Origin of the sequence: Chryseobacterium populi, from assembly GCF_000282115.1 — a bacterium.
Classification (GTDB): domain Bacteria; phylum Bacteroidota; class Bacteroidia; order Flavobacteriales; family Weeksellaceae; genus Chryseobacterium; species Chryseobacterium populi.
The window spans coordinates 1-1,006 of record NZ_AKJY01000097.1; the positions used below are offsets into that span (position 1 = coordinate 1).

Here is a 1,006-nt window from a genome sequence, read left to right on the forward strand (position 1 = left end):
TTTAAGGCCTCCAGAAGCTCCAGACTTTTCCGTTGAAGACCGCCAGTAGTTTTGCCGTAGTATCATATGCCATGGTCCCTGGGGCAGGGTTGATGATATTAAGGTGCGGGCTTGCTACTTTAGGCAGGATCATGGCTTTGTTATTGTCTTCCAGAACCAGGATTCCCGGTGTGGAGGTCACTGTGCCTATACTTGTTTTTGCAGAAGCATTTTCATTGGCTGAATCCTGAATCAGGCTTCCGTCAATATTGGTCAGCGGATCAATTGTTGTCCCGGTTGTATCTACTGAAAGGTCTTTCCATCCTGTAGCATATTTTACCTTTACCTTATGATCGGAGAGGTCATAGATCATCGTTCCGTCGACAGCCCCTGCGGTGGAAGCTGCGGAAGTCGTCCAGGGAAGGATCAGCCCCTTATTGGCCGTCTCAAATTCCATAGATACGGACGTATTGGTGACAGATGTTTTTCCTATTGCCACCTGTGCCTGAACGGAATATGACAATGAGATAATGAGGAGTGATAATATATTTTTCATCTTATAAGTAGTATTAATTTAGTTAATTGGGACATCCCTGGGTATTGAAGCATTTCCAGGATGTTCCGTCGTAAATGCTCAGGCAGTCTAAAGTAATGTCATACACCATCATACCTTCTACAGGGATCAATGCATTTTTTTGAGCAGTGGTTAATTTATTAGGAACAAAGCCTTTGGTTTTGGATTCCAGGGCCACCCAGCCTCCTTTTCTTACCATAGGCCAGTTACCATTCTGTGAGCCTGCCCTTCCTAATGATGTAATCCCATATTGTGTATCCAGAGCTGTTCCCGATGTAATGGCAGGTCGATAGCAGAAAGAACACGCATTGACTGTCGCATCAGCAGCAGAACCGATTCCCTGTCCTTGGTCTCCGCCGATATCAGCATTTCCTCCTGAGTTCACAAGGTTCGGAACTCCTGTGGCATTTATTCCTCCATTAGCTGAAATATTAATACTGCCATCTGCATTCA

1 protein-coding gene and 1 pseudogene are annotated in these 1,006 nt (G+C 45.1%); both read right to left on the bottom strand.

The genetic code is table 11. From position 1 onward, the window contains the following. Window position 1: 1 nt before the first annotated feature. A complete protein-coding gene (locus PMI13_RS18215; protein WP_007846482.1) occupies window positions 2-535 on the bottom strand; it encodes a hypothetical protein in 534 nt (177 codons plus the stop codon). Between the two features lie 22 nt (window positions 536-557). Then, window positions 558-1,006, bottom strand: a pseudogene (locus tag PMI13_RS18220) (thrombospondin type 3 repeat-containing protein); the annotation flags it as partial.

What these genes read in the sequence shown, in the direction of transcription:
- PMI13_RS18215 (WP_007846482.1), bottom strand. Translation starts at nt 535, where the DNA reads ATGAAAAATATATTATCACTCCTCATTATCTCATTGTCATATTCCGTT.